The organism is Mycolicibacterium stellerae (genome assembly GCF_003719305.1).
In the GTDB taxonomy this organism is placed as follows: Bacteria; Actinomycetota; Actinomycetes; order Mycobacteriales; family Mycobacteriaceae; genus Mycobacterium; species Mycobacterium stellerae.
Genome location: NZ_RARC01000012.1, coordinates 26,125 through 49,686, shown reverse-complemented (window position 1 = coordinate 49,686; position 23,562 = coordinate 26,125). Strand labels below are relative to the sequence as shown.

Genomic DNA, 23,562 nt, shown 5'->3' with positions numbered 1-23,562 from the left:
GTCAGGCGGTCTTACGCAGCACCAGGAGCGACCGCGGTTGCAGGGAGATCTTCTCGCCTGCTGCGACCACGAAGTCGGTGGCGCCCGTCTGGTCGGCGGTATCCAGGTCGGCGGTCCACTGCTTGGCGTAATCACCCTGCGGGGCAATGAAACCCTGCTCCTGGTCGTGTGCGTTGAAGCACAGCAGGAACGAGTCGTCGACCACGCGTTCACCGCGTTCGTTGGGAGCTGGAATGGCCTCGCCGTTGAGGAACACCGCCACGCACTTGTCGAGACCCGAACCCCAGTCCTCTGGTGTCATCTCGATGCCCGCCGGGGTCAACCAGGCGATGTCGCGAGCCTGGTCGCCGGTGCGAATCGGCTTACCCTCAAAGAATCGACGACGACGGAACACCGGGTGGCTCTTGCGCAGCTGGATGACCTTGCGGGTGAACGCCAATAGGTCGGCGTTGGTCTCGCACTTCGACCAGTCCATCCAGGACAGCTCAGAGTCCTGGCAGTAGACGTTGTTGTTGCCCTTCTGCGTCCGGCCGATTTCGTCGCCGTGCGACAGCATCGGGGTGCCCTGCGACAACATCAGCGTGCCGATGATGTTGCGCATCTGCTTGCCGCGAAGCGCAAGGATGTCCGGGTCGTCGGTCGGTCCCTCGACGCCGCAGTTCCATGACCGGTTGTGGCTCTCGCCGTCGCGATTGTCTTCGCCGTTGGCCTCGTTGTGCTTCTCGTTGTAGGACACCAGGTCGTTCATCGTGAAGCCGTCATGGCAGGTGACGAAGTTGATGCTCGCGCTCGGCCGCCGCCCGGTGGCCTCGTAGAGGTCCGATGAGCCGGTCAGCCGGGAGGCGAATTCGCCGAGGGTCGCGGGTTCTCCCCGCCAGTAGTCACGCACAGTGTCGCGATACTTCCCGTTCCACTCCGTCCACAAACCTGGGAAGTTGCCCACCTGGTAGCCGCCCTCACCGATGTCCCACGGCTCGGCGATCAGCTTCACCTGGCTGACGACCGGATCCTGCTGCACCAGGTCGAAGAACGCACTGAGGCGGTCGACGTCGTAGAACTCGCGGGCCAGCGTGGCGGCCAGGTCGAACCGGAAGCCGTCGACGTGCATGTCGAGCACCCAGTAGCGCAGCGAGTCCATGATCAACTGCAGGGTGTGCGGGTGGCGGGCGTTGAGGCTGTTTCCGGTGCCGGTGAAATCCTTGTAGAACTGCAGGTCGCCGTCGAGCAGGCGGTAGTAGGCGGCGTTGTCGATGCCGCGGAAGTTGATGGTCGGTCCAAGGTGGTTCCCCTCGGCGGTGTGGTTGTAGACCACGTCGAGGATCACCTCGATGCCCGCCTCGTGGAAGGTCCGCACCATCGTCTTGAACTCGGCGACGGCTCCGCCGGCATGCCGGGTCGAGGAATACTGATAGTGCGGCGCGAAGAACCCGAAGGTGTTGTAGCCCCAATAGTTTCGCAGCCCGAGATCGAGCAACCGGTGGTCGTGCAGGAACTGGTGCACCGGCATCAGTTCGATGGCGGTGATATTCAGCGACTTCAGGTGCTCGATGATGGCCGGGTGGGCCAGCCCCGCGTAGGTGCCGCGCTGCTCCTCGGGAATGGCCGGATGGGTTTGGGTGAGCCCCTTGACGTGCGCCTCGTAGATGACCGTCTGGTGGTACGGAGTGCGCGGCGCGCGGTCGGAGGCCCAGTCGAAATAGGGGTTGATGACGACGCTGGTCATGGTGTGACCCAGCGAATCGACGCCCGGCAGGTTCGCGGTGTCGGCCGGATCGACCTTGGCGGCCGCCAGGTCGTAGGAGAACAACGCCTGGGTGAACTCGAAAGCACCGTGGAAGGACTTCCCGTACGGGTCAAGCAGCAGCTTGCTCGGGTCGCATCGATGCCCGGCCGGGGGATCCCACGGTCCGTGGACCCGGAAGCCATACCGCTGCCCTGGTGTCACCGTCGGCAGGTAGGCGTGCCAGACGTAGCCGTCCACCTCGTCGAGGTTGATCCGTTCCTCGGAGCCGTCCTTGGCGATCAGGCACAGCTCGACCTTGTCGGCCACCTCGGAGAACAGCGAGAAATTGGTGCCGGCGCCGTCGTAGGTGGCGCCGAGCGGATACGGAGTACCTGGCCACACGGTCGTCGACGACATCATCCGACCTTATCGGCGCCCACGGTCCGATGCGCGCCAGTCACCACCAGTGGGTGGCGACGCCGATCTGCCGGCCGAGCTCATCGGCCATCGTGCGCATGTATGTCTTCGAAATGTGGTGAGAATCGTGGTAGATCAGCACGTTTCCCTCGACGGCACGGCACACGTCCTTGCGGCACACCGCGTCGCTCATATCCAGGGGTTTCAGCAATGGGAACCGATTCACCCAGATCAGCGCGGGATTGCTCGCCGCCAGCACATCCGAGCGTCTGATCCCGCAGGAGATGCCGTTGCCGCCGTCGGCGAGGCAGTCGGCGGGGAAGAACGGCTGGCTCTTGCGCACCAGCCATGGCGTGTCACGCATCGCCAAGATCGGAATGTTGTTGTCCGACAACGTTTGCCAGATTCCAACATAGGTCCCCGGCATGACGTCGCCCGGCTTGATGTTCCACGGCCGGGTGGCTGTGGTGAACACGTAGTCGGGGCGATCGGCGATGATCTTCTTCATCACCGCGTCGTTCCACGTGTGGCACTTCGGGTATGGCCGGTTGTCGCCCATTACCAGCGGAACGTCCTCGGTGGTCAGCGGACAGCCCATTTTCAGGTAGGTCGTCACCTTGAAGTGGTGCAGCTTGCCCAGCAAGTCCAGCGCGGTGATCCAATGCTCAGCGTGCGAGCCGCCGGCCAGTGCGATGGTGTGGGTCGCCGACTGGTCGCCGTAGCTGCATGTGATGACGTCGACATTGCTGAAATCGCTGATGCAGCCGTCGACAGTGGTCTCGGGGAGGTCCTCCTTGGCCTCGAGCACCGTTGGCCGCATCGGTGCGTCGGGCACCGGCGCGTTGTCGAGCAGCGCGTGCGCTCCCGGATACTCGAGGGACTCGAGTGTGCCCAGGTTCTCGGCGTTCGCGCGCTGGACGAGGATGTGCTCGCGCCAGGTGAACGACGTCACGGTCAGCGCAACCCCGAGGGCGGCCACGATCGAGCCGAGCACGATCGTCGGCCTGCGCAGCCGGGTACGCAGCGGAATCTTCACCAACTGACCGGTGTCGGTGCCCGTGGACCGGTAGCGCAGCGGGTTCTCAACGTATTTGGTGGTCAGATACGCGAGCAGCACCGATACCAGCAGCACGCCCGCGCCATCGACCACGCCGGCGTGCTGACGATCCGCGTAGACCAACCAGAAGATCAACAGCGGCCAGTGCCAGAGGTAGAGCGAGTATGCGATGGACCCGAGCCACACGAACGTTTTCGTGGCCAGCAGCCGGTTCGGGAAAGGCAGCTTGCCGCCGGTTCGCGGATCGGCAAGTCGGTTGGCGCCGGTGAGGATGAAAAGCATGGTGGCGCCGACGGGCACCAGCGCCCACGGTCCGGGAAACTCCTTGACGCCGTCGATCAGCGCACCGCAGGACAGAATCGCGGCCAGTGCGACGACGGCGACCGTCGAGCGAAGCCACATGGGCCAGCGGATGTACCCGACGAGCGCGCCAACCAGAGCGCCGAGCAGCAGTTCCCACCCGCGCGCGAAGCTGTTGTAGTACGCCGTCGACTGGTCGGCATTGTGAGCAAATACCGCGTACACGAACGACGCGATGGTCAACGCACTCAGCAGGATGACGAGTGACGCTCGCATGTACCTGCCTAGAACCTTGCGGAACAGCAGGGCGAACAGGAAGATCAGTGCGAGAAACGTTATGTAGAACTGACCTTGGACCGACATCGACCAGATGTGCTGCAGCGGACTGACCGATTCACCGGCACGGAGATAATCCGAAGCGGTATTCGCCAGTTCCCAGTTCTGGAAATAGCCGAGGCTTGCCAGACTCTGGTCAGCAAACGTTTCCCAACGGGTTTCCGGTTGGATCAGAATCGTGAGGACGGCCGATGCGGCGAGCACCACGACAAGGGCGGGCAGCAACCGGCGAACCAGCCGGGTGACTTCGGGAACGGGCCACAGTGATGCGCCGGGTGTCAGCGCGGTCCGCAGCAGTCGCCCACCGAAGAAGAACCCCGACAGGGCGAGAAACACGTCGACACCGCCCGATACCCGACCGAACCAGACGTGGAACACCGCAACCAGGGCGATTGCGATACCGCGGAGGCCGTCGAGATCGTGGCGGTAGAAACCGGACTTGCGGTCTGCCGCCGACGCGCCCCTGCCGGAGCCGCCCGCGGTAACCACCGCCGGCCGGGGAGGGGCGAGGGTCATCATGGTCGCGGGATAATCTACCGAAGATCGCTGTGCGTCTCATGTCGCGCGTGCCGCCGTTAGGCTGGTGCTCCATGCCCGCGTTGACCCCCGCTGAAATCAGCGCGATCGACGCCGCCCATGTCTGGCATCCCTACAGCACGATCGGTGCCGAGGCCACGCCGCCCGTCGTCGCAGTCGGGGCCAGCGGGGCGTCGCTCACCGTGATCGTCGACGGCAGACCGGTCGAAGTGCTCGACGCGATGAGTTCGTGGTGGACCGCCATCCACGGCCACGGCCACCCGGCGCTCGACTACGCGATCGCTTCCCAGCTGGCCAGGATGAACCACGTCATGTTCGGTGGGCTCACCCATGAACCCGCCGCGCGCCTCGCCCAATTGCTCGTGGACATCACCCCCGACGGCCTGGACACCGTTTTCTTCAGCGATTCAGGCTCTGTCGCGGTCGAGGTCGCCGTGAAGATGGCTCTCCAGTACTGGCGCAGCCAGGGCCGCCAGCAGAAGCACCGCCTGATGACATGGCGCGGCGGCTATCACGGTGACACCTTCACGCCGATGAGCGTGTGCGACCCCGACGGCGGCATGCACTCCCTGTGGACCGACATCCTGGCGCATCAGGTCTTTGCGCCGCGGGTGCCCACCGAGTACGACCCGGCATACAGCGCCGCCTTCGAGGCGCAACTGGCAAAGCACGCCGACGAACTGGCCGCAGTGATCGTGGAGCCAGTCGTGCAGGGTGCCGGCGGCATGCGGTTCCATGACCCGCGTTACCTGACTGACCTGCGGGAGTTCTGCGATCGGCACGGGGTGCTGCTGATCTTCGACGAGATCGCCACCGGCTTCGGCCGCACCGGGTCGCTGTTCGCCGCCGAGCAGGCTGGCGTGAGCCCCGACATCATGTGCGTCGGTAAGGCGCTGACCGGCGGCTACATCACCCTGGCGGCCACCATGTGCACGACGCACATCGCGCGCACGATCAGCGACAACGAGCCGGGCGCGCTTATGCACGGCCCGACGTTCATGGCCAACGCACTCGCGTGCTCGGTGGCGGTGGCGTCGGTCGAACTCCTGCTTGGCCAGGATTGGCGGGCGCGGGTCGCAGAGATCGAGGCGGGGCTGCGCGACGGTCTCGAGCCGGCCCGGTCCCTGCCTGGCGTTGCGGACGTCCGGGTGCTCGGAGCCATCGGCGTCATCGAGATGGCAGAACCGGTTGACATGCCGGTGGCCACGGTGGCGGCGCTCGAGCACGGCGTCTGGCTGCGGCCGTTCCGCAACCTCATCTATGCGATGCCGCCCTACATCTGCACACCCGCGGAGGTCGCGCGGATCACCTCCGCGATGGTCGGCGTGGCCCGTGCATTAACCTGAACGGTGTTCAATTGTCGGCTCGAGGGAGCACCGTGAAGCGGGTAGAGGTCTCCCCGCTGGCCTGGCTCGATGACATCGAGCGTCAGCGGCGTGCGGCTGGACTTCGGCGCGCGCTGCGGGCGCGGCCGCCGGTTGGCGCCGAACTCGACCTCGCGTCCAACGACTATCTCGGCCTGTCGCAGCATCCCGACGTGATCGACGGCGGTGTGGCCGCGCTTCGCACGTGGGGTGCGGGGTCGTCGGGTTCCCGGCTGGTCACCGGCAACACCGAACTGCACGAGGCGTTCGAGGCCGCGTTGGCCGACTTCGTCGGGGCCGAGTCGGCGCTGGTGTTCTCCTCCGGCTATACCGCCAATCTGGGTGCGGTAGTCGCGTTATCCGGGCCGGGCTCGCTTCTGGTGTCCGACGCACTGACCCACGCCTCGTTGGTCGATGCTTGCCGCCTGTCGAAGGCGCGGGTGGTGGTGACCCCGCATCGAGACGTGACCGCGGTGGAGCAGGCACTGTCGTCCCGAGCCGAGGACCGCGCCGTGGTGATCACCGATTCGGTCTTCAGCGCCGACGGCGACCTCGCCCCGCTGCGACAACTCCACGACGCGTGCCGCCGCCATGGCGCGCTGCTGATCGTCGACGAGGCGCACGGTCTTGGCGTGCGGGGGACCGGCGGACGGGGCCTGCTGGAAGAAGTCGGGCTGGCAGGTGCGCCCGACGTCGTGATGACCGTGACGATGTCCAAGGCGCTCGGCAGCCAGGGCGGCGCGGTTCTCGGACCCGTCGCCGTGCGTGATCACCTGATCGACGCGGCACGGCCCTTCATCTTCGACACCGGTCTGGCGCCTGCGGCGGTCGGCTCGGCATGGGCTGCGCTGGGGGTGCTGATCGCCGAGCCGTGGCGCGCGCGCGACGTGCTGCGGTACTCCGCCGAGCTTGCCAGGGTGTGTGACGTCCCCGACCGGCCCGAGTCTGCCGTGGTCTCGGTGATTCTGGGTGCGCCCGAGGTGGCATTGGCCGCCGCAACCGCATGCCTCGATCGGGGTGTGCGGGTGGGCTGCTTCCGGCCGCCGACTGTGCCTGCAGGCACGTCGCGGCTGCGCCTGACGGCGCGGGCCTCGTTGTCCGAGGACGAGATGGCGCTGGCGCGCAAGGCGCTCACGGAAGTGCTGTCGACGGCTTGAGCGTTCTCGTCGTCACGGGCACCGACACCGGCGTCGGCAAGACGGTGGCCACCGCGGCGCTGGCGTGTCACGCGCGGCTGGCAGGAATCGACGTGGCCGTGTGCAAGCCGGTTCAGACCGGGTCTGCCGACGGCGACGACGACCTCGCCGAGATCGGCAGGCTGTCCGGCGTCGCCGAATTGCGCGGCCTCGCACGCCTTCCCGAACCGTTGGCTCCCGCCGCGGCCGCGGAGCGCGCCGGGGTGCGGTTGCCGACCCGTGGCGAACTGGCCTCGATGGTCGTCGAGGTGAACCGGCCAGGACGGCTGACCCTGGTCGAGGGTGCGGGGGGTCTGCTCGTGGAGATCGGTGACGGCGGGGTGACACTTCGCGATCTCGCTGTCGACCTCGGCGCGCCGGTACTCGTCGTTGTCAGAGCGGGTCTGGGTACGTTGAACCACGCCGCATTGACGCTGGAAGCGATTGCCTCCCAGAACGTTCGGCGCGCCGGCTTGGTGATCGGCGCGTGGCCACCAGATCCCGGGGTCGTCGAGGCCGGCAATCGTGAGGTGCTTTCGGCGATGGCACCCTTGCGTGCCGTATTGCCGGCTGGCGCGGGCGCATTCCAACCGGCCCAGTTCGAGTCGATGAGCTCGGCGGCGTTCGACCCGCAGTGGGTGAAGAGCTTGGCGGGCTGACATGGTGCACTCCGTCGAACTGCTCTTCGACACCGAGACCGACGCCGAGGTTCGGCACCTCTGGGCCGAGCTGACCGGCGCGGGCGTGCGCAGCCTGGCCAGTTCGACGTCGCCGCGCAACCGGCCGCACGTCACCCTGTCGGTCGCCGAGCACATGGACGACGCCGTGAACGACGCGCTTCGTCCGCTGCTGCGCCGTCTGCCGCTGGCCGCCACGATCGGCGCGCCGATGCTCTTCGGCCGCGGGCCGTTCACGCTGGTGTGTCTGGTGATTCCATCCGCCGACCTTCTGGCGCTGCAGGCCGAAGTTCACCAGGTGTGCCTGCCGCACATGTCGTCGACGGGTCCGTTGCCGCATGCGGAACCAGACCACTGGACACCCCATGTGACTCTCGCGCGACGCGTCGCCAAAGACAAGCTCGCCGACGCGCTTTCGCTGCGCGCGATGTCGCGGGACCGGCAGGGCACGGTGGTGGGGCTCCGGCACTGGGATGGCAGCAACCGTGTCGAATACCCGATCGGACGCTAGTCGATGGTCGCTGCAACACTTTTGGGCACACACATGCGCCACGCGTCGATGACGATTTCGCGGAGCTCGATGAGGTCGATCGCGTCGAGCCGGACGTGGACCCAGTTGTATCTCATGTCGGATGGCCTCGGAAGCGAGAACTTTTCGGGTTCGGACGCCACCAGTGCGGCTCGCTCCTCTTTGGGGAAAGCGAAACCCATCACCGTCTCGTCGCGCGAGAACGCCAGATAGACGATCTGACCGATGCGGAACTTGATCTGGTCGCGAACCACCACCTCGTAGGACCGAGGCAGCGGCGCCACAATCTGCCGGACATCGTCGACGGTGAGCATGTCGGCGACGTTAGCCGGGCGGTCCGACAACGGGTCTGCGCGCGGCGATGCCGTCGATAAGGAGCGCGAGCCCGAAGCCGAACCGTTCGCCGGCATCGTCGGCGAGCACGGACTGCTCGTCGGGCAGATCGGCGCCCGCGGCGTCCCACTGCAGCCGGGACTGCTCGTCGGCGGTGAAACCCAGCACGTAGTAGACGACGGTGCGGGCGGCCAGCTCGGCATGCGCACCAGTGACGCCTGCGCCACAGGCGGCTTCGGAAAGGCGGGCCACGACCTGCGTCATCGCCTGCGACTGGCCTGCCGCGAAGCTGGCCGACACCAACTCCGCGCCGTCGGTGTGCGACAGCAGGGCATCCCTCAGGCGACCGCAGATCCCCGCGACGCGGCCGGGCCATTCGCCTGGCGCGTCACCGACGGGCTCCAGAATCCGGTCGGCGATGGCACCGAGGAGTTGCTGCTTGTTGGCGAAATGCCAGTACAGCGCGCCGGGGGAGACATTGAGCTCACGGCCCAGTCTGCGCATCGTCAGGTCGGCGATCCCGTAGTTGTCCAGGATTGCCGTCGCCGCCTCGACCACATCGCGTTTGTGCAGCTGCACCCGGCTACCATAACCTGAACGGTGTTCAATTCTCGGCACCGCCGAGGCGTTCAATTCTCGGCACCGCCGAGGTGCAAGCTTTGAGATGGGAGCAGTGGTTTGACGGACATCCTGACCGAGGCCCGCGAGCAGGTGCTCGAACGTGGTGAGGGCCTGACACAGGACCAGGTGCTGGCCGTGCTGCAACTGCCCGACGATCGCCTCGACGAACTGCTCGCACTGGCTCACGACGTGCGGATGCGCTGGTGTGGCCCGGAGGTCGAGGTCGAGGGCATCATCAGCCTCAAGACCGGAGGCTGTCCCGAGGACTGCCATTTCTGTTCGCAGTCAGGGCTTTTCGCCTCCCCGGTGCGCAGCGCCTGGCTCGATATTCCGAGCCTCGTTGAAGCCGCCAAGCAGACCGCCAAGTCCGGCGCGACGGAGTTCTGCATCGTGGCGGCCGTGCGCGGGCCCGACGAGCGACTGCTGGCCCAGGTCGCCGCGGGCATCGAGGCGATCCGCAACGAGGTGGACATCCAGATCGCCTGCTCGTTGGGCATGCTGACCCAGGAGCAGGTCGAGCGGCTGTCGGAGATGGGCGTGCACCGCTACAACCACAACCTGGAGACGGCGAAGTCGTTCTTCCCTGAGGTGGTCACCACGCACACCTGGGATGAGCGCTGGGACACGCTGTCGATGGTCCGCGATGCCGGCATGGAGGTCTGCTGCGGCGGCATCCTCGGCATGGGGGAGTCGCTCGAACAGCGTGCCGAGTTCGCGGCCAACCTCGCCGAGCTCAACCCGCACGAGGTTCCGCTGAACTTCCTCAACCCGCGCCCCGGCACACCGTTCGGCGATTTGGACGTGCTGCCCGCGGCGGAGGCGCTGAAGGCCGTCGCGGCCTTCCGGCTGGCGTTGCCGCGCACCATGCTGCGGTTCGCGGGCGGTCGCGAGATCACGCTGGGCGACCTCGGCGCCAAGCAGGGCATCCTCGGCGGCATCAACGCCGTGATCGTCGGCAACTACCTGACGACGCTCGGCCGCCCGGCCGAGGCCGACCTGGAACTGCTCGACGATCTTGCGATGCCGATCAAGGCGCTCAACGCCACGATCTAACCGTGGTTTGTCTGATGGGGACCGTCAAGTTCAACGTCTACACTGGCGAGCCCGCAGGGGGTGCAGTGCCTGCTGCGGCCCAACTCGGGCTGGAGCCGCCCCGCTTCTGCGCCGAGTGCGGCAGGCGGATGGTCGTCCAGGTGCGCCCGGATGGCTGGTCGGCGAAGTGCTCGCGGCACGGCACACAGGACTCAAAGGATCTTGACAAGCGATGAACGATGTTGCACCACCGCGTATTTCACGTCGCCGCGCTGCCGTGACGGTGGTCGTCGGGTTGGCTGTCGCGGGCGCGTTGACCGGTGTGCTGTGGGCCTGGATCGCGCCGCCGATCCACGGAGTCATCGCGCTGACCAAGAGCGGTGATCGAGTGCACGCCGCACTTGGCAACGAAGCGGACAACTTCTTCATCGCAGCTTTTCTCCTGGTGGGCCTGGTCGTGGTGCTGGCGGTGGTGACCGCCGTATGGACGTGGCAGTGGCGGCCGCACCGCGGTCCGGTGATGTGCGCAGCGTTGGCCATCGGGTCGGCGGCTGCGTTCGGCGCGGCAGCGGGCGTGGGTGCGTTGATGGTGCGGTCGCGCTATGGCGTCATCGACATCGCCGGTGCGCCGATCTCGCCGGAGCACCGGGTGGTCTACGTGACTGAGGCGCCGCCGGTGTTCTTCGCGCACTCGGGGTGGTTGATCGCGACATCGGTGTTGTTCCCGGTGGCGCTGGCGGCGTTGGTGTATGCGCTCATCGCGGTGTCGACGTCACGCGACGATCTCGGCGGCTGGCCTCCGGAGGAACCGGTGCTGCGGCCGCCGCCGGTCACAGTGGACGGCGCTCTACCGTCCGTCCCGTAGCGACTTTCGCCGCGATTCGCACAAGCCTGGCCATGCCCACGTAGGTCATCGGATTGAGCAGGGTCGGCCACTTGGTCCGGATGATGTTTTCGCTCAACGGCTTTTCGGCGAATCGGTCGATCAGCCAGCGCAACGCCATCGGTGCAGACATCGGGTGGAGCAGCATGTGCTCGCTGAACATGTCGCGGTGGTAGGTGACCGCTGCGCCGCCCGACTGGTAGCTGTCGGCCAACCTGTCGATGTCGTCGACGGCGACGATCCGGTCGTGTACAGCCTGCACGAGCAGCACCGGCGGCGTCGGCACCGCGGTGCCGAGCTTGATGCTGTCGAATACCTCCTGCACCTCGGGCATGTCGAGGATCTCATCGAGCGGCCGGTCGACGAGCTTGCCCATGTCCATGCCGATCAGCCGGAGCACCGCGTGTGCGGTGGTCATCTGCTCGGCGCGCAGCAGCATTGCTTTGCCGGTGTCGGTGGCGTGCTCCTTGATGACCCGGTCGAGGTCGGGATAGGCGTGCGACAGCGCGGCCACCACCATGGCAGGCAGCCCGGAGTAGAAGCTGCCGTTGAGACGGCGGAAGGCGTGACCCAGGTCTGCTACCGGGGAGCCGAGCACCGCTCCGACGATGTTCAACTCTGGTGCGTACGAGCCGGCCATCTCGGCACTCCAGGCGGTCGCAAGGCCGCCGCCGGAGTAGCCCCACAAGCCGATCGGGGCGGTCGGCGACAGCCCGAGTTTCGCCATACTCAGCGCGGCGCGTAAACCGTCGAGGATGCGGTAGCCGGGCTCATACGGTGTTCCCCATGCCCCTTTGGGGCCCTCATGGTCGGGTACCGACACCGCCCAGCCCTCGGCGAGTGCCGCGGCGATGAGAAGGAACTCGAACTGCGCGAGCGCTCCGGGTGCCACCGCACGTCGGCGCAGCGCGTACGAGGGAAAGCAGCGCGCCGTGACGGCGTCGATCGCGCACTGGTACGACAGCACGGGGCAGACCTGGCCGGGCGCGCGTTCGGCGGGGGCGATCACCGTGGTCACGGTCGCCTCTGGCGAGCCGTTCATGTCAGTCGTCCGGTACAGCAGCTGGGTGGCGGTGAACTTCTGCGGGATCAGCCCGAGGAACGCGACCTCGACCTCGCGGCTGCGCAGCACGGTGCCGGGTGCGGCGTGCTGAAAGCCCTGTGGCGGGTCGTAGAACGGGTCATCGCCGGGCAGCCGTGGCCGGACGCCGCGCTTGATCGCCTCATGCGGCACCGAACCGATCCACTCGGCACCGGCGATGGGTGCGACGTTGCCCAGGTCCATCCGGCCAGTATCGCTTAAGAAAGCTTTAAGAAGCCAATTGCGGACGCGAGGAGCAAAAAACAACCGCCTCGCCGCGCGTCACCCAGGCGGTCGCAGTGCGGCAAACTCGTCGGTGACTCGGTAAGCCGACTCGGTGAAGCGGTAAAGGGCCGCAGGCCGGCCGCCGCTTCGGCCTGAGCGCGCGGTCGTGCCGGTCGGCGTGATGACGCCGCGACGTCCGAGTACCCGCTGCAGATTCGTTGCGTCCACTTGATAACCGAGCGCGGCGCCGTAGATGTCACGCAAGGTAGACAGGGCGAATTCTCTTGGTGCCAAGGCAAATCCGATATTGGTGTACGACATCTTCGCGACGAGGCGGGTGCGTGCGTGCTCGACCATGGTCCCGTGGTCGAAGGCCATCGGCGGCAGCGCGTTCACCGGATGCCAGCGAGTGTCCGGCGGCAGCTCCGGGGTAGCGGGGGAGGGCACAAGGCCAAGAAACGTTGACGCGATGGTGCGCGCTCCGGGAACCCGGCGCGGGTCCGAGAACACGGCCAGTTGCTCGAGGTGAGCCAATTCACGCAGATCGACCTTTTCGGCGAGTTGTCGCCGAACTGAACTGATCATGTCCTCGTCGTGACGCAGAGTGCCGCCGGGCAGCGACCACGCACCACGCTGAGGTTCCTTCGCGCGTTGCCACAGCAGGACGCTGAGCTGCGGTTCTCTGGTGCTCAGCTGCCGAACTTGAAAGACGACGGCGAGCACCTCGTGTGCAGTGCTACCATTGGCCATGTTTTCGATTGTAAGTCGAAAACCTATGGATCGCGAGGAGGCGGCCATGACTGTGTTGGACGATCGGATCGTCAACGGTCCAAGCGGCTATTCGGGCGTCGACGGCGACGAGGAATGGGCCGCCGAGGTGCGGCGCCTCGCCGACCTGCGCGGCGCGACGCTGCTGGCCCACAACTATCAGCTGCCTGCCATTCAGGACGTTGCCGACCACGTCGGCGACTCGTTGGCGCTTTCCCGGATCGCCGCGGCGGCTCCCGAGGACACGATCGTCTTCTGCGGTGTTCACTTCATGGCGGAGACGGCCAAGATCCTGTCTCCGGAGAAGACGGTGCTGATTCCCGACCAGCGCGCAGGCTGCTCGCTGGCCGACTCGATCACGGCCGACGACCTGAGGGCCTGGAAGGCCGAATATCCCGGCGCGGTCGTGGTGTCCTACGTGAACACCACCGCCGCGGTAAAGGCGGAGACCGACATCTGCTGCACGTCATCGAACGCAGTCGAAGTGGTGGCCTCCATTCCCGAGGATCGTGACGTGTTGTTCTGCCCGGATCAGTTCCTTGGCGCGCACGTGCGGCGGATCACCGGCCGCAAGAACCTTCATATCTGGGCGGGTGAATGCCACGTGCACGCAGGCATCAACGGCGACGAGCTTGCCGACAAGGCTCTCGCGCATCCCGATGCCGAGCTGTATGTGCATCCCGAATGTGGTTGTGCGACTTCAGCTTTGTACCTCGCGGGTGAAGGCGCATTTCCCGAGGATCGGGTGAAGATTCTCTCAACCGGCGGCATGCTCGACGCCGCCCGTGAGACCCGCGCCCGTCAGGTGCTGGTCGCCACCGAGGTCGGCATGTTGCACCAATTGCGGCGGGCCGCACCCGAAGTCGACTTCCGCGCCGTCAACGACCGCGCATCGTGCAAGTACATGAAGATGATCACGCCCGCCGCACTGCTGCGCTGCCTGATCGAGGGTGCCGACGAGGTCGACGTCGATCCCGACACTGCCGCGCGTGCTCGTGCCAGCGTTCAGAAGATGATCGAGATCGGCACGCCCGGCGGCGGTGAATGATGTGGCATCAGCGAGCCGACGTGGTCGTCGTCGGAACCGGAGTGGCCGGCCTCGTCGCAGCGTTGGCTGCACACCGTCGCGGCCGTAAGGTCGTCGTTCTGAGCAAGGCCGCCGACACCGCGACGTTCTATGCCCAAGGCGGCATCGCTGTGGTGCTGCCGGACACCGACGACTCCATCGACGCCCACGTGGCCGACACGATTGCCGCCGGTGCGGGACTGTGCGACGCCGATGCCGTGCGGTCGATCGTGGCCGACGGCTATCGCGCCGTGCGCGAACTCGTCGACGACGGAGCGCGTTTCGACGAAGCCGAGCCCGGTCGGTGGTCGCTGACGCGTGAGGGCGGTCATTCGCGGCGCCGCATCATCCATTCGGGCGGTGACGCCACCGGAGCCGAGGTGCAGCGCGCGCTTGACCACGCCGGCGCGACACTGGACATCCGCCGCAACCACGTCGCGCTGCAGATTCTGCAGAGCGGCGGCGCGGTGACCGGCGTGCAGGTGCTCAATGAGGACGGGCCCGGCATCGTGCACGCGCCGTCGGTGGTGCTCGCGACGGGCGGTCTTGGCCATCTGTATTCGGCCACCACGAATCCCGAGGGTTCGACCGGTGACGGCATCGCGCTGGCGCTATGGGCGGGTGTGCCGATCAGTGATGTCGAGTTCATCCAGTTCCACCCGACCATGCTGTTCGACGGCCACGCCAGCGGACGCCGTCCGTTGATCACCGAGGCCGTCCGTGGTGAGGGTGGGATTCTGCTTGACCGGCAGGGAAATTCGATCACCAGGGGCATTCACCCGATGGGGGATCTGGCCCCGCGCGATGTCGTCGCGGCTGCGATCGACGCCCGCTTGCGGGAAACAGGCGATCCCTGCGCGTACCTCGACGCGCGAGCCATCACCGACTTCGATCGCCGTTTCCCGACGGTCACGGCGGCGTGCCGAGCGGCTGGCATCGACCCGACCAGCCAACCGATTCCGGTGGTGCCGGGCGCGCACTACAGCTGCGGCGGTGTGGTTACCGACGTGTACGGCCGCACCGATCTCGCCGGCCTGTTCGCCGCTGGCGAGGTGGCCCGCACGGGCATGCACGGGGCGAACAGGTTGGCCTCCAACAGTCTGTTGGAGGGACTGGTGGTCGGCGGTCGCGCCGGGCGGGCGGCGGCGCAGCACGCCAACGACGCGGCACCGGCACATGCCGAGCTCGGTGATGTCGAGACGCGGGTTGCCCTTCCGCGCAATAAGTTACAGCGGGCGATGTCCACGTACGCCTCGGTTGTCAGGGACGCCGATGGCCTGCAGCAGCTCGCCCGTGAACTCGAGGCTGCCGACCCGCGCGACCTCGACGGCCGGGCCAGTTTCGAGGATGTCGCGCTCACCACCACCGCCTGCGCGGTGACCGCCGCGGCGTTGGCCAGAAACGAGTCGCGCGGCTGCCATCACCGATCCGACTTCCCCGACACCGACCCCGCCTTGGCGCACAGCCAGGTGTTCGCGGCGGCCTGCTGCTGATGGAACTCAGCGCAGACGAGCTGACGGAGGCTCGCGGGGTGATCGCACGTGCGCTGGAGGAAGACCTGCGCTACGGCCCCGATGTGACCACGCTGGCGACCGTGCCGGCCGAGGCGAGAACGACGGCCGCGTTGGTGACCCGTGAGCCGGGCGTCATCGCCGGGGTCGACGTAGCGCTGCTGGTCCTCGATGAGGTGCTCGGCGCGCACAACTACGGGTTGAAGGAGCGCGTCGACGACGGTGCTCGGCTGGACGCGCGCGGGGTGGTCCTCGTCGTCGAGGCACCGACGCGGGGCCTGCTGACCGCCGAGCGGACGATGCTCAATCTGGTCTGCCATCTGTCGGGCATCGCGACCACCACCGCGGCATGGGTCGAGGCGGTCGAGGGCACGAACGCAAAGATCCGCGATACCCGTAAGACGTTGCCGGGCCTGCGTGCGCTGCAGAAGTATGCGGTGCGGGTTGGCGGAGGCGTCAACCACCGGATGGGACTGGGCGACGCCGCGCTGATCAAGGACAACCATGTCGCTGCGGCAGGTTCGGTGGTGGCGGCGTTGCATGCCGTCCGCGAGGTAGCGCCTGTTCTGCCCTGCGAGGTCGAGGTCGACTCGCTCGAACAGCTCGACGATGTGCTGGCCGAGAACGTGGAACTCGTTCTGTTGGACAACTTTCCGGTCTGGCAGACGCAGATCGCGGCGCAACGCCGCGATGCCCGCGCCCCACAGACAAAGCTTGAGTCGTCGGGCGGGCTGTCGCTGGACACCGCGGCCGAATACGCCGGTACGGGCGTCGATTACCTGGCCGTCGGCGCCCTTACCCACTCGGTGCGGGTGCTGGACATCGGTCTGGATCTTTAGCGCGCCAGTAGTGTCCTGGCCGCCGCCTGCGCGGCATTCAATGCGGTGTCGTCGCCTGCGATGCGGGACAGGATGAGCGCACCTTCGATCAGGGCGATGACCGCGAGCGCGGTCTGCCCGGCTTCGGGATCCGGCCAGCCGTCGCCGCGAAGACGCTCGGCGACTGCGGCACTCCAACCGGCGAAGGCCCTGGCGGATGCGTCGCGCACCGCAGGGCTGGCGTTGACCGACTCGGTGGCAATCGGTTCGATCGGGCATCCGTCGCGCTGGTCGGACGCCAGTTGGGCGATCAACAGGTCGATCCAGCCGGCAACGATGTCGGCCACCGCCGAGTCGCCGTCGAGGAAGCGCCGCAGCAGCCGTTCGATCTCGCCGCCCGCTGACTCGACGACGGCGGCCGCCAGCTCCTGCTTTCCGTTCGGAAAGTGGTGGTAGAGCGAGCCGGCCTTGACGTCCGCCGCCTCCAGGATCTGGCTCACACCGGTGGCCGCGTAGCCCTGCCTGCGGAACAGCAGGGCCGCGGTGTCCATCAGCGCGGTACGGCTTCGATCGGGGCGGGGCACCCCTTGACAATACTAGAACGGTCGCTCAAGAATATTTGAACGACCACTAAAGAAGGGCCGTCGGGATGCAACAGCTGGTTTTCGAGCAGGCCGGGCGGTACGCCTGGCGTGCGGCTCCCGACCCGCAGATATCCGATGCCAAGCAGGCGCTGGTGCGGCCCGTGATGGTGGCCTGTTGCGACCTCGACGTCGCCGTCGCGGAGGGTGTGTTGCCCATGCCGCCCGGACACGCCGTCGGACATGAGGGTCTCGCCGAGGTTGTCGCCGTCGGTGACGAAGTCACGAATGTGCGCGTGGGCGACCGCGTCGTCGTGCCGTTTCAGATCAACTGCGGGGAGTGCAACGCGTGCCGTCGTGGTGTGACCGGCTCGTGCGCGGCGCTGCCGTTGATGGCGATGTACGGCATGGCGCCGCTGGCCGGTCTGGACGGCGGCGGCTTCATGGCCGATCTCGTGACGGTGCCGTTCGCCGATGCGATGCTGCTGCCTGTCCCCGAGGGCGTCGACCCGGTGGCGATCGCCTCGCTGTCGGACAACATCCCCGACGGCTGGCGCGCGATCGGTCCCTACCGCGCCGAACTGGCCGCGCTCGACGAGGTCGACCGACGTGTGCTCGTGGTCGGCAGGCGGTCGATCGGGTTGTACGCCGCGGCGTTCGGGTTGGCATACGGCGCACAGGTCGACTACGTCGATACCGACCAGCGGCGGCTCGCGATGGCGGAGAAGCTCGGGGCCCGTGTGCACGAGCGGCCGAAGCCGGACAGGTCATGGGATCCGTATCCAGTCACGGTGCACACGTCGGCGGACCCGTCGGTGCTCACCTCCACGCTGCGGGCGACGTGGCCGGACGGTGTCTGCACCGACACCGGCATCTATTACCAGGGCGGGGTGGAGATGCCGCTGCTGCCGATGTACACCCGCGGCGTCCGCTTCGTGACCGGCAGGGTCAATGCGCGGGCGGTGATCCCAGAGATTCTCGAATTGCTTGCGACGGCCTGTGATTTGGCGCCCGCGGTTGATCGGGTCGTGCCCTGGGATGACGCGCCGTCGGTGTGGCCGACGATGACTCAGAAGACGGTGTTTACGCGGTAGCCGGACCGCGTCGGACCAGCGACAACACCACCGCGGCCGTGGCGAACAAGCCCGAGAACACGCGGTTGACGACCGTTTGCTTGCGCGGCGTGTGCATCCATTTGAGCAGTCGGACGGACAGGGCCGTGTAGAGGCCCATCACCACGAGGTCGACGGCGACCATCGTCACGCCGATCGCCAAGTACTGCGGCCACAGCGGTGCAGTCGGCACGACGAACTGCGGGAGCACCGCGAGGAAGAACACCAAACCCTTGGGGTTGGTCGCGTTGACGAGGAATCCGCGAACCACGAGCGACAGCCTGCCGCCATCCATCGCCTTGCCAATTTGCTCGCGCAGATCGACTGTGGCGGTTCGCCATTGCCGCACGGCGAGATAGACCAGGTAGGCCACACCGATCCACTTGATGATGTTGAAGGCGAGGACCGAGTTCGCGACGACGGCGCCGAGCCCGGCCGCCACCAGCGCGAGTTGCAGCATGAGGCCGACTTCAAGCCCGAGGATGCTCCAATATCCGCGCCGCACACCATGGGTCAGGCCGGTCGCCATCGACTGGACAGCGCCCGCGCCAGGGGAGACGGCGATCGCGATAGCAGCACCGAAGAACGCCAGCCAGACTTGCCATGTCATCGCGACAGTGTGTCACGCGATATCGGCGACGAGCACTCCCATTTTCCGGGCCTGGACTCGGGCCATGTACGGCAGACCGTAGGCGTCGCCACCGGCGGGCACGATCCGTGGGTTGACGATGTGGACTGTGCGTTTGCCGAAGAGCACGTCGGCCTCGTTGGCGGCCAGCACGTTCTTGACCCAATCCGTCTTGCCGTGCCCCAATGCGATGGCGAGGACATTGCCCTTGCGGAAAGGTGTGACGACCGTTTCATAGGTTTTGCCGGACTTGCGACCGCGGTGCCTGACCTTGGCAACCCCGGGCATCAGCCGCGCGAGCCTCTTGACCAGGGGGTTCATGTATTTGATCTGCAGACGCTCGAACGTGGGCGGATAGATCATCGGCACGCCCGGCGCATTGTTGGGGTGATCCTTTGCAGACATGCCGTGGACATTACGCAACTGAGGCACCGTCTTCGAAGGGGTGCGGCCCGAATTGTTGGCGACTCGTGCAGGCAAAGTTCGCTGGCAGAGGGTGATGCGCCGTACGATCAGCCGCATGTCTGAGCCAACGGGGTCTTCGAGAGGTTTTATCGTTTCTGTCGTGGCGCTGGTGGTCGCGCTCGTCGCCACCGGTCTTGCCGTCTGGGCACTGATGAAGCAGCCATCAGAACCATCCACGGAAGGGCAGGTCTTCACCGGCACGACGACCGACGATCCCAAGGGCAGCATCTGCGAGTCGTTCAACGTCATCCGCAACGGCGTTCAGATCAACACGAACCTGCAGCCTCCCGGCGGCTCGGAGGACATCGCCGGTGCCATGGCCGTGGCCGCCAATGCCCGCCTTGCCCTCTACGACGGCGGGCAGTATCTGCTCGCGCGGCTTCAGCCAGGGACGCCCCCTGAGCTGGCCGACGCCGTCCGCAAGTTCGCCAACAACCTGATGGACATCGGAGCCCGGTCGACTTCGGGCATCCCGAACTCCGACCCCGCGCAGGCCGCACGGCTGAAGGAAGCAGACGCGGCCAACGCCAAGATCACCGAACTCTGCAAGTGAGCGTCCGCCTCACCTGACCGGGGAAACGGCGCGGGCTGCCTGCGGCGATAACGATTTGGCCTGTTCTGGGACAATGGGCGCATGAACATGGCCCGCATCGATTTGCGCGGCGCCGATCTGTCGGCGGCCCGGTTGAGATCTGCGCTGCCGCGCGGTGGCGTGGATGTCGATGCGGTGGTGCCCAAGGTGCGGCCGATTGTCGATGCCGTGGCGGCGCGCGGTGCTGAGGCAGCCCTGGAGTTCGGCCAGTCGTTCGACGGCGTGCGCCCCGCACAGGTGCGGGTGTCCGCGGCTGAACTGCAGAGCGCGCTCGATCGGCTCCCGTCCGATGTCCGCAGGGCCCTCGAGGTGGCGATCGAGCGGACCCACGCTGTGCACGCAGACCAGCGGCGCACCGACACCACGACCACGCTGGCGCCCGGCGCAACGGTGACGGAGCGCTGGGTGCCGGTCGAGCGCGTGGGCCTGTATGTGCCCGGCGGCAACGCCGTCTACCCGTCCAGCGTCGTGATGAACGTCGTACCCGCCCAGCTCGCGGGCGTGGACTCGCTGGTGATTGCCAGCCCGCCGCAGGCGCAGTTCGACGGCCTGCCGCATCCCACCATTCTGGCGGCCGCACACCTGCTCGGCGTCGACGAGGTGTGGGCCGTCGGTGGCGCTCAAGCCGTCGCACTCATGGCCTACGGCGGAACCGACACCGACGGAGCGGAATTGGCTCCTGTCGACATGGTCACCGGGCCGGGCAACATCTACGTCACCGCCGCCAAGCGGATCTGCCGCTCACAGATCGGCATCGACGCCGAGGCCGGCCCAACGGAGATCGCGATTTTGGCCGACCACACCGCCGATCCGGTCCACGTCGCGGCCGACCTCATCAGCCAGGCCGAACACGACGAGATGGCCGCCAGCGTGCTGGTCACGCCGAGCACCTCGCTGGCCGACGCCACCGACCGTGAACTCGCCATCCAGCTGGACACCACCGTGCACCGAGAACGCGTCTCCGCCGCGCTGTCGGGGCGGCAGTCGGCGATCGTGCTCGTCGACGACATCGATGCAGGCATCAAGACCGTGAACGCCTACGCAGCCGAGCACCTCGAGATCCAGACCGCTGATGCACGCGATGTGTCCGGCCGAATCCGTTCGGCCGGAGCAATTTTCGTCGGAGCCTACTCACCGGTCAGTCTCGGCGACTACTGCGCGGGCTCCAACCATGTGTTGCCGACGGCGGGTTGTGCGCGGCACTCCAGCGGCCTGTCGGTGCAGACGTTCCTTCGCGGCATTCACGTCATCGACTACGACGAGGCGGCGCTGAAAGACGTGTCCGGCTACGTGATCACCCTCGCCGAGGCCGAGAACCTGCCGTCTCACGGCGAGGCGGTGCGGCGGAGGTTCGAGGAGTGATGAGCCGCTTGCGCGAAGAACAGACAGCAGGGCCGCCCGGTCAATCGGTATCACTGGCCGATCTGCCGCTGCGCGAGGACCTACGCGGCAAATCGCCATACGGCGCGCCGCAACTCGCGGTGCCCGTGCGGCTCAACACCAACGAGAACCCGCATCCGCCGACGCAGGCCCTGATCGACGACGTCACGAGCTCGGTCCGCGCAGCGGCAGGCGATCTGCACCGTTATCCCGACCGAGATGCGGTTGCGCTGCGCACCGACCTGGCGACCTACCTGTCGGTGCAGACCGGCGTTGACGTCGGCGTCGAGAACCTTTGGGCCGCCAACGGTTCCAATGAGATCCTGCAGCAGCTGCTGCAGGCGTTCGGTGGACCGGGACGCAGCGCGATCGGATTCGTGCCGTCGTATTCGATGCACCCGATCATCTCCGACGGCACACAGACCGAGTGGCTGGTGGCCAGCCGCGCCGACGACTTCAGCCTCGACGCCGAAGTGGCGGTGCACGCCATAAAGGAGCACAACCCCGACATCGTGTTCGTCGCGAGCCCGAACAACCCGTCGGGCCAGAGTGTTTCGCTGGAAGAACTGCGTCGGCTTCTTGAAGCGATGACCACCGGCATCCTGATCCTCGATGAGGCCTACGGCGAGTTCTCGTCACAGCCGAGCGCGGTCCATCTTGTCGCCGAATTCCCGACGAAGCTGGTGGTGACCCGCACCATGAGCAAGGCGTTCGCGTTCGCAGGCGGTCGGCTCGGATACCTGATCGCCGCTCCCGCGGTGATCGACGCCATGCTGCTGGTGCGGTTGCCGTACCACCTGTCGTCGGTCACCCAGGCCGCCGCACGTGCAGCACTGCGGCATGCCGACGACACCCTTGGTAGCGTCGCGACTCTCATCGCGGAGCGCAATCGCGTGACAGGTGCGTTGACGGACATGGGCTTTCGCGTCATTCCCAGCGATGCGAACTTCGTACTGTTCGGCGAGTTCGCCGACGCACCGGCCACCTGGCAGCGCTACCTCGACGCCGGCATCCTCATCCGCGACGTCGGAATCCCCGGATATCTGCGCGCCACCATCGGCCTGGCCGACGAGAACGACGCGCTGCTGGAAGCCAGCGCACGAATAGGAGCACAGTGACCACCAACCGTCGCGCCCGCGTCGAACGCAAGACGAAGGAATCCGACATCGTCGTCGAACTCGACCTCGACGGCACCGGAGCTGTGAACATCTCCACCGGCGTCCCCTTCTATGACCACATGCTCACCTCGCTGGGCAGCCACGCCAGCTTTGACCTCACCGTCGACGCCAAGGGCGACGTGGAGATCGAAGGACACCACACGATCGAGGACACCGCGATCGTGCTGGGCCAGGCGCTGCGCGAGGCGCTCGGCGACAAGAAGGGCATCCGGCGATTCGGCGACGCTTTCATCCCGATGGACGAGACGCTCGCGCACGCGGCGGTCGATGTGTCGGGTCGGCCGTACTGCGTGCACAGCGGCGAGCCCGAGCACATGCTGCACAGCACGATCGCCGGCTCCGAGGTGCCGTATCACACCGTGATCAACCGCCACGTGTTCGAGACCATTGCAAACAACGCGCGCATCGCGCTGCACGTGCGAACGCTCTACGGGCGCGATCCGCATCACATCACCGAGGCCCAGTACAAGGCTGTCGCCCGGGCGTTGCGCCAAGCGGTCGAGTTCGATCCGAGGGTGACGGGTGTGCCGTCCACCAAAGGCAGCCTGTGACAACAAAATCCGTCGTAGTGCTCGACTACGGCTCGGGCAACCTACGGTCGGCGCAGCGCGCGCTTGAGCGGGTCGGTGCCGAGGTCGAAGTGACCGCCGACGCCGATGCGGCCGCTCGCGCCGACGGGTTGGTGGTGCCCGGTGTCGGTGCATACGAGGCCTGTATGAACGGCCTGCGCGCAATCGGTGGAGACAAGATCATCGCCGAGCGGGTTGCGGCAGGCATGCCGGTGCTCGGGGTGTGTGTCGGCATGCAGATCCTGTTCGCGCGCGGCGTGGAGTTCGGCGTCGAATCGCAGGGCTGCGGGCAGTGGCCCGGCTCTGTAGTCCGGCTGGATGCGCCGGTGATCCCGCACATGGGTTGGAACGTCGTCGACGCCGCCGCAGGCAGCGCCTTGTTCAGGGGCCTCGACCCAGCCACGCGGTTCTATTTCGTGCATTCATACGCGGCACAGGCATGGGAAGGCGACCCCGCGGCGTTGCTGACCTGGGCAACCCACAACGTGCCGTTCTTGGCTGCCGTCGAGGACGGTGCACTGGCGGCCACCCAGTTCCACCCCGAGAAGAGCGGTGATGCGGGCGCGACGTTGCTCGCCAATTGGGTGTCAGACCTGTGAGGACG

At 66.8% G+C, this 23,562-nt stretch carries 25 protein-coding genes; 16 read left to right on the top strand and 9 right to left on the bottom strand.

Features of this window, described 5'->3' with window-relative positions:
- Position 1: 1 nt before the first annotated feature.
- Both glgX and D6M19_RS16690 read right to left on the bottom strand, forming a co-directional pair.
- On the bottom strand, positions 2-2,140 hold the full coding sequence (gene glgX, locus D6M19_RS16695; protein WP_123026454.1) for a glycogen debranching protein GlgX: 2,139 nt from the start codon (positions 2,138-2,140) through the stop codon (positions 2-4).
- A 40-nt stretch (positions 2,141-2,180) separates the two neighbouring features.
- Positions 2,181-4,352 (bottom strand): acetyltransferase SucT, encoded by a 2,172-nt coding sequence (locus D6M19_RS16690; RefSeq protein ID WP_123026353.1) that lies wholly within the window; start codon positions 4,350-4,352, stop codon positions 2,181-2,183.
- A gap of 71 nt (positions 4,353-4,423) precedes the next feature.
- Here D6M19_RS16690 and D6M19_RS16685 point away from each other — a divergent pair, with 71 nt between their 5' ends.
- The 4 genes from D6M19_RS16685 to D6M19_RS16670 are packed head-to-tail and all read left to right on the top strand — an operon-like array spanning position 4,424 to position 8,097.
- On the top strand, positions 4,424-5,716 hold the full coding sequence (locus tag D6M19_RS16685) for an adenosylmethionine--8-amino-7-oxononanoate transaminase (RefSeq protein ID WP_123026352.1): 1,293 nt from the start codon (positions 4,424-4,426) through the stop codon (positions 5,714-5,716).
- Positions 5,717-5,748: 32 nt separating this feature from the next.
- The gene (locus tag D6M19_RS16680) at positions 5,749-6,891 is read left to right on the top strand and encodes an 8-amino-7-oxononanoate synthase (protein ID WP_123026351.1); all 1,143 of its coding nucleotides are present in this window, start codon (positions 5,749-5,751) and stop codon (positions 6,889-6,891) included.
- Positions 6,888-7,568, top strand: a complete 681-nt coding sequence (gene bioD, locus D6M19_RS16675; protein WP_123026350.1) for a dethiobiotin synthase — start codon at positions 6,888-6,890, stop codon at positions 7,566-7,568. Before D6M19_RS16680 ends, bioD begins: the two co-directional genes overlap by 4 nt.
- A gap of 1 nt (position 7,569) precedes the next feature.
- Entirely contained in the window at positions 7,570-8,097 is a 528-nt protein-coding gene (locus D6M19_RS16670; protein WP_123026349.1) for a 2'-5' RNA ligase family protein, read from the top strand.
- On the opposite strand, the gene D6M19_RS16665 is transcribed toward D6M19_RS16670, so the two are convergent.
- Entirely contained in the window at positions 8,094-8,429 is a 336-nt protein-coding gene (locus tag D6M19_RS16665; protein ID WP_123026453.1) for an MmcQ/YjbR family DNA-binding protein, read from the bottom strand. The two genes, D6M19_RS16670 and D6M19_RS16665, sit on opposite strands and share 4 nt — an antisense overlap.
- 10 nt (positions 8,430-8,439) lie before the next feature.
- Positions 8,440-9,027, bottom strand: coding sequence for a TetR/AcrR family transcriptional regulator C-terminal domain-containing protein (locus D6M19_RS16660; RefSeq protein ID WP_123026348.1), 588 nt, complete (start codon positions 9,025-9,027; stop codon positions 8,440-8,442).
- A 99-nt stretch (positions 9,028-9,126) separates the two neighbouring features.
- Between D6M19_RS16660 and bioB the strand changes: the two genes are divergently transcribed.
- Genes bioB through D6M19_RS16645 form a run of 3 tightly spaced genes read left to right on the top strand, consistent with a single transcriptional unit; the run spans position 9,127 to position 10,966 of the window.
- Positions 9,127-10,122: a biotin synthase BioB gene (gene bioB / locus D6M19_RS16655; protein ID WP_123026347.1), complete on the top strand. Its 996-nt coding sequence runs from the start codon at positions 9,127-9,129 to the stop codon at positions 10,120-10,122.
- A gap of 14 nt (positions 10,123-10,136) precedes the next feature.
- Positions 10,137-10,337 (top strand): biotin synthase auxiliary protein BsaP, encoded by a 201-nt coding sequence (gene bsaP / locus D6M19_RS16650; RefSeq protein ID WP_123026346.1) that lies wholly within the window; start codon positions 10,137-10,139, stop codon positions 10,335-10,337.
- Entirely contained in the window at positions 10,334-10,966 is a 633-nt protein-coding gene (locus tag D6M19_RS16645; RefSeq protein ID WP_123026345.1) for a DUF2567 domain-containing protein, read from the top strand. The genes bsaP and D6M19_RS16645 overlap by 4 nt, the downstream gene beginning before the upstream one ends.
- On the opposite strand, the gene D6M19_RS16640 is transcribed toward D6M19_RS16645, so the two are convergent.
- On the bottom strand, positions 10,932-12,269 hold the full coding sequence (locus D6M19_RS16640; protein ID WP_123026344.1) for a lipase family protein: 1,338 nt from the start codon (positions 12,267-12,269) through the stop codon (positions 10,932-10,934). The genes D6M19_RS16645 and D6M19_RS16640 overlap by 35 nt on opposite strands.
- 78 nt (positions 12,270-12,347) lie before the next feature.
- A complete protein-coding gene (locus D6M19_RS16635) occupies positions 12,348-13,040 on the bottom strand; it encodes an NUDIX hydrolase (RefSeq protein WP_123026343.1) in 693 nt (230 codons plus the stop codon).
- Positions 13,041-13,065: 25 nt separating this feature from the next.
- On the opposite strand from D6M19_RS16635, the gene nadA reads away from it, so the two are divergent.
- From nadA to nadC, 3 genes are read left to right on the top strand one after another with little or no spacing between them, the layout of a single operon-like run.
- A complete protein-coding gene (nadA, locus tag D6M19_RS16630; protein WP_123026342.1) occupies positions 13,066-14,106 on the top strand; it encodes a quinolinate synthase NadA in 1,041 nt (346 codons plus the stop codon).
- Positions 14,106-15,617 carry an L-aspartate oxidase gene (locus D6M19_RS16625; protein ID WP_123026341.1) on the top strand — a complete coding sequence of 504 codons (1,512 nt, stop codon included), beginning with the start codon at positions 14,106-14,108 and terminating at the stop codon, positions 15,615-15,617. Before nadA ends, D6M19_RS16625 begins: the two co-directional genes overlap by 1 nt.
- Positions 15,617-16,474, top strand: a complete 858-nt coding sequence (gene nadC / locus D6M19_RS16620) for a carboxylating nicotinate-nucleotide diphosphorylase (protein WP_123026340.1) — start codon at positions 15,617-15,619, stop codon at positions 16,472-16,474. The genes D6M19_RS16625 and nadC overlap by 1 nt, the downstream gene beginning before the upstream one ends.
- Here the strand turns inward: nadC and D6M19_RS16615 are convergent.
- Complete coding sequence (locus D6M19_RS16615) at positions 16,471-17,037, bottom strand: TetR/AcrR family transcriptional regulator (RefSeq protein WP_123026339.1); 567 nt, start codon at positions 17,035-17,037, stop codon at positions 16,471-16,473. The genes nadC and D6M19_RS16615 overlap by 4 nt on opposite strands.
- Positions 17,038-17,102: 65 nt before the next feature.
- On the opposite strand from D6M19_RS16615, the gene D6M19_RS16610 reads away from it, so the two are divergent.
- On the top strand, positions 17,103-18,128 hold the full coding sequence (locus D6M19_RS16610; RefSeq protein ID WP_123026338.1) for a zinc-dependent alcohol dehydrogenase: 1,026 nt from the start codon (positions 17,103-17,105) through the stop codon (positions 18,126-18,128).
- Here D6M19_RS16610 and D6M19_RS16605 read toward each other — a convergent pair.
- Positions 18,118-18,756 (bottom strand): LysE family transporter, encoded by a 639-nt coding sequence (locus D6M19_RS16605; RefSeq protein WP_123026337.1) that lies wholly within the window; start codon positions 18,754-18,756, stop codon positions 18,118-18,120. The genes D6M19_RS16610 and D6M19_RS16605 overlap by 11 nt on opposite strands.
- 12 nt (positions 18,757-18,768) lie before the next feature.
- Positions 18,769-19,179 carry a nitroreductase family deazaflavin-dependent oxidoreductase gene (locus D6M19_RS16600; RefSeq protein ID WP_123026336.1) on the bottom strand — a complete coding sequence of 137 codons (411 nt, stop codon included), beginning with the start codon at positions 19,177-19,179 and terminating at the stop codon, positions 18,769-18,771.
- A 160-nt stretch (positions 19,180-19,339) separates the two neighbouring features.
- On the opposite strand from D6M19_RS16600, the gene D6M19_RS16595 reads away from it, so the two are divergent.
- The 5 genes from D6M19_RS16595 (at position 19,340) to hisH (ending at position 23,557) form a co-directional block, all read left to right on the top strand.
- Entirely contained in the window at positions 19,340-19,792 is a 453-nt protein-coding gene (locus D6M19_RS16595) for a hypothetical protein (RefSeq protein WP_327389803.1), read from the top strand.
- A gap of 87 nt (positions 19,793-19,879) precedes the next feature.
- Positions 19,880-21,193, top strand: a complete 1,314-nt coding sequence (hisD, locus tag D6M19_RS16590; RefSeq protein ID WP_407665357.1) for a histidinol dehydrogenase — start codon at positions 19,880-19,882, stop codon at positions 21,191-21,193.
- Entirely contained in the window at positions 21,193-22,329 is a 1,137-nt protein-coding gene (locus tag D6M19_RS16585) for a histidinol-phosphate transaminase (RefSeq protein WP_123026334.1), read from the top strand. The genes hisD and D6M19_RS16585 overlap by 1 nt, the downstream gene beginning before the upstream one ends.
- Positions 22,326-22,940 (top strand): imidazoleglycerol-phosphate dehydratase HisB, encoded by a 615-nt coding sequence (gene hisB, locus D6M19_RS16580; RefSeq protein ID WP_123026333.1) that lies wholly within the window; start codon positions 22,326-22,328, stop codon positions 22,938-22,940. Before D6M19_RS16585 ends, hisB begins: the two co-directional genes overlap by 4 nt.
- A complete protein-coding gene (gene hisH, locus D6M19_RS16575; RefSeq protein WP_123026332.1) occupies positions 22,937-23,557 on the top strand; it encodes an imidazole glycerol phosphate synthase subunit HisH in 621 nt (206 codons plus the stop codon). The genes hisB and hisH overlap by 4 nt, the downstream gene beginning before the upstream one ends.
- Positions 23,558-23,562: the final 5 nt, after the last annotated feature.